Consider the following 4574-nt stretch of genomic DNA (forward strand, 5'->3'; position numbering starts at 1 on the left):
TTAGTGATTTAAATATCAGAAAGTTTTTCCTGTTAATAACGAATAAGATGAACTTATTGTATAAATGTTACTTTTTTTAATTGAAAAAAATATTAAACTCAAGAAGTAATAAGGTTGTTCTATTTGAAATATAATTACTAAATGACACCTTTTATTGTGTTTAAAAGCTGTTTTTATAGAATTAAGAAAATTTTGTGCTTGTTTTTACGTTTGTATACATCGTATGTTCAGTCATTATTTTATTGTAAAAATATATTTACATTCAACTGTATGCATTAATTCAATAGAGGAGGAGGAAGGTAGAGCATCGCATATTCCTGGTCTTTGATCATGTCTTCTAAAGCGCTGATGGCCTTGCCGATCTTTTCTAAAGTCAGTTGATCGGTAATTTCTGCCTGGGCATTAACCTTTGCACGGATAGAAGAGATCAGGAGCTGGCTCTCTTCCGTGATGCGGGATTCAATAATCAATAAGGTACCTAAGAGAGACTGATGTGCATAGTGCCCTGAAGTTGAAGCTGTAATGAGTAATACTGGCTTTTTAGAAAATTCCATAGATGAAACTGTCCAGTCGATGGCATTCTTTAGAGATCCGGGAACGCCAACAGCATATTCAGGGGTACAGATCAGAACCGCATCGGCTGCTTTGATCAGCTTCCGGAAATCATTTATGGCTTTCGGACCAGGTTCATTGTCCAGTTCCGGGTTAAAATGTGGAAGATCAGCGAGGCCTTCAAAAATTATAAAATTGAAAATCTCAGCGTATTGCTGTGCAATAAATCTGATCAGATTCAGGTTGGATGAGTTTTTTCTGGTACTTCCACAGATGGCCAGAATGTTCTTCTTGCTGCTCATTGATTTCGTGTTGCGCAATGATAAAGAAAACGGCAGTCATTTTGAAATAGGATAAAACTTTCTTTTATCTGGGCCGATTTTATTACTTTAGGTAAACTTATAATCTATACTTGTATGAAATATCTATCAATTTTGTTGCTGTTTACTGCGATTTCTTTTTCCGGGTTTTCGCAAAATAAAGACGCTATTCTTGGACAATGGGTAAACGCGTCGGGTGAGGCTCATATAGAGATCTTCAAAAAAAATGAAAAATATTTTGGAAAGATTGTTTGGCTGAAAGAACCTAAAGATGAAAAAGGAGCGAATAAAACCGATATCAAAAATCCGGATCCTGACTTAAAATCGAAACCTATTATGGGCTTGGAGTTGTTAAGAGATTTTGTTTACGAAGATGGTAAATGGACAGACGGCAAAATTTATGACCCAAAATCTGGAAAAACCTATAGTTGTAATATCACCGAAAAAAGTAACGGACAGCTGAATATCCGTGGATATATTGGCATTTCACTGATTGGAAGGACTGAAGTATGGAAAAGAGTTAAATAGATGAAGGCATTCGTATTTCTGTTTTTATGTCTTCCTCTTTCCCTGCTGGCGCAGAAGTATGACTTTTTGCCTTTAAATTCGGGCACAAACACCAGTATAAGAGGATTGTCTGTGGTTTCTGACCGGGTAGCCTGGGTAAGCGGGAGTAATGGTTCCATAGGGAAAACTATTGATGGGGGTAAGACCTGGCAATGGATAAAACCTACCGGTTATGAAAAACTCGATTTCAGAGATATTGAAGCTTTTGATGAATTTAAAGCCGTTGTGATGAATGCCGGTTCTCCGGCATTTATTCTACGAACAGTGGATGGTGGAAAGACCTGGAAAGAGACCTACAAAAATACAGACAGCGCTATCTTTCTGGATGGTATGGGTTTCTGGGATGAGAAGAATGGAATTGCATTTGGGGACCCGATTCACAACCGTTTGCAATTGCTTAAGACCAGAGACGGCGGATTGAACTGGCAAAATGTCTCGGATCATCTGAATATGGATATGGGGCCGGGAGAAGCCGGCTTTGCAGCCAGTGGCACTTCTATCCGTACCTTAGGCAAAGAGAAAGTATGGATTGCCACAGGTGGAACGAGTGCAAATATTTATTATTCAGATAACAGAGGGTACACCTGGAAAAGATATCCATGCCCGATTTTACAAGGGGAGGCCAGTACTGGCTCATTTTCTGTAGATTTTAATGAAAATGGCACAGGAGTGGTTGTTGGTGGAGATTACCAAAAGGACAAAGAGCACCCCAACAATGTACTGCTCTCCAAGGACTGGGGTAAAACCTGGAATAAACCTCTTACGCCCGTTTCCGGTTTCCGCTCCGGGGTGGCTTATATCGACGCTGTACGGGCTGTAGCTGTTGGTACATCAGGTGTAGATTTCTCCAGAGATGGCGGAAAGAACTGGCTTCATTTGTCAGATCTTAACTTCAATGCAGTTGGTAAAGCGAAAAAAGGCAGTTTTATTTTACTAGCAGGTAATAATGGACTTATTTATCGCCTGAAATCAACTGATAAATAACAATATCGTTGAATAATTAGCCAATTTGATTCAATAATATATCTCAATTAATTAATCAATTAGATGTTCAATTACCCTGAGGATCTGTTTCAACGGACAATCAGGTTTTTTTAAAAGATAATTATGAACCGTAACTTGTTAAAGTATGTGCTGGCAGCCACTTTGATCACTTCAGTGGCTTCATTTTATGCCCTGAAATCTGATAAAGGCGTGAAAGCTGATCCCGATAATGCAGGCTTGAAACTGCCGGAAGGTTTTGGAGCGTTAAAAGTAGCAGAAACAGGTGCAAAAGCCCGACACCTGGTGGTTACCCCACAAGGAGATATTTATGTAAAACTGGCGAAGCCAAAGGATGGAAAAGGTATTTTGCAGCTGCACGAGAACAGCGATGGAAAAGCCCAGCTTACGGGTGGTTTTGGTAATTATGGAGGAACAGGAATCTATCTGAAGGATGGTTATTTGTACGCCTCCTCTAACCAGGAAGTATTCCGTTATAAATTAAATGATCAAAATGTCGTGCTTAGCCCCGATCAGCCGGAAAAGATTGTAACCGGGTTAAAGATGGGACGTCAGCATGAAACCAAGTCACTTGTGCTGGACAATGATGGAAATCTCTATGTAAATATAGGCGCCTACTCTAATTCCTGCCAGGTACAGGACAGGGGGTACCAGTCTCCAGGGATGCCTGGCTGTCCCATACTTGACTCGGCAGGTGGTATCTGGCAATTTAAAGCCAATAAACTGAGCCAGAGTTATGGAGAGGGGATAAGGTATGCTACAGGTTTACGAAATGTAGTCGGCTTAGACTGGAACCAGCAAAATAACCAGCTGTTTGTGATGCAGCATGGCAGAGATAATCTTAACAGTTCCTGGCCAGCTTTATATGATGTTAAAGAATCTGCAGAACTTCCCGCCGAATGCTTGTATGCACTAAAAAAGGGAGATAATGCCGGTTGGCCATATCTATATTATGATCAGATCCAGCATAAAAAAATAGTAGCACCGGAGTATGGAGGTGATAAGAAAAAAGAAGCAGACGCTAAATATCTGGATCCTGCGGTAGCCTATCCGGGCCATATGGCACCAAATGGATTGTTGTTTTATACAGGTCAAATGTTCCCTGAAAAATACAAAAATGGTGCATTCATTGCTTTTCATGGTTCCTGGAACCGGGCACCGGAGCCGCAAAAAGGTTATTTTGTAGTGTTTCAGCCTTTCAAAGACGGAAAACCATCGGGAGATTGGGAGATCTTTGCTGATAATTTTTCCGGAACACCAGAAAAGGCTGCTGCCGGAAGAGCAGACCACCGTCCGTGCGGACTTGCACAAGGGGCTGACGGTTCCCTATATGTAACTGATGACAGCAAGGGAACCATTTACCGAATTATTTATACGAAGAAATAGTCATAATAAATGAAGAGAATTTTAACAATCATAGTGCTCCTCACTATGGGAGGACTTCAATTGTCTGCCCAAACTAAAAACAAAGCAAAAGCAGCAACTAAAGTTACCAAGGTTTCTGCTGCAGTGATGGCCAACGGGAATAAAATATACGGCCAGTATTGTTTAAGCTGCCACATGGCTGATGGGGGAGGTGTACAGAACATGAACCCGCCACTAAATGGTACAAGCTATGTACTGGGCGATAAAACCAGGTTGATTAAAGTCATCCTGAACGGTTTTTCGCAGAATGTGGATATTGACGGGGAAAGCTATACGAATGTGATGGCGCCGCACAATTTCTTAAAAGATCAGGAAATCGCAGATGTTTTGTCTTACATCAGGAACAGCTTTGGCAATAAAGCCAGTGGAATTTCTGCAAACGAAGTAAAAGCAGTCCGGGCCAAAAATAAAAAATAGATTCAAAGCTATGTTCATGGCCTGCGCCCGCAAACCAATACGAATTATGCATCAATTAGTGAGATCTGTAACCTGTGCCGTTATTTTTCTGAGCAGCAGTTCTGTTTTCGCTGCAGATGCGGATGTGACGAAATATGGTGCGGTGGGCGATGGAACGACTTTGAATACTGAAGCCATACAAAAAGCCATCGATCAGTGTAATCATACCGGCGGCGGTAAAGTAATTTTTCCGGCGGGCAAATTTCTCTCAGGTACAATAGCATTAAAAGATCATATTACCCTGTATCTGCA

General features: G+C 40.9%; 6 protein-coding genes. 5 read left to right on the forward strand and 1 reads right to left on the reverse strand.

The annotated features are described in order from the left end of the window. Nucleotides 1–275 precede the first annotated feature (275 nt). Nucleotides 276–854: an NAD(P)H-dependent oxidoreductase gene (locus tag VNZ46_RS22835; RefSeq protein WP_325562935.1), complete on the reverse strand. Its 579-nt coding sequence runs from the start codon at nt 852–854 to the stop codon at nt 276–278. 114 nt (nt 855–968) lie between these two features. Here VNZ46_RS22835 and VNZ46_RS22840 point away from each other — a divergent pair, with 114 nt between their 5' ends. The 5 genes from VNZ46_RS22840 to VNZ46_RS22860 all read left to right on the forward strand — a co-directional run. Next, a complete protein-coding gene (locus tag VNZ46_RS22840; RefSeq protein ID WP_325562937.1) occupies nt 969–1400 on the forward strand; it encodes a DUF2147 domain-containing protein in 432 nt (143 codons plus the stop codon). After that, nucleotides 1401–2423, forward strand: coding sequence for a WD40/YVTN/BNR-like repeat-containing protein (locus tag VNZ46_RS22845; RefSeq protein WP_325562939.1), 1023 nt, complete (start codon nt 1401–1403; stop codon nt 2421–2423). A 123-nt stretch (nt 2424–2546) separates the two neighbouring features. Then, on the forward strand, nt 2547–3827 hold the full coding sequence (locus VNZ46_RS22850; protein ID WP_325562941.1) for a PQQ-dependent sugar dehydrogenase: 1281 nt from the start codon (nt 2547–2549) through the stop codon (nt 3825–3827). A 9-nt stretch (nt 3828–3836) separates the two neighbouring features. Beyond that, on the forward strand, nt 3837–4283 hold the full coding sequence (locus tag VNZ46_RS22855; RefSeq protein ID WP_325562943.1) for a cytochrome c: 447 nt from the start codon (nt 3837–3839) through the stop codon (nt 4281–4283). Between the two features lie 46 nt (nt 4284–4329). Then, nucleotides 4330–4574, forward strand: a 245-nt coding sequence (locus VNZ46_RS22860) for a glycosyl hydrolase family 28-related protein (RefSeq protein ID WP_325562945.1), incomplete at its 3' end; no start/stop codon positions are given.

This window comes from Pedobacter sp. (genome assembly GCF_035566355.1).
Classification (GTDB): domain Bacteria; phylum Bacteroidota; class Bacteroidia; order Sphingobacteriales; family Sphingobacteriaceae; genus Pedobacter.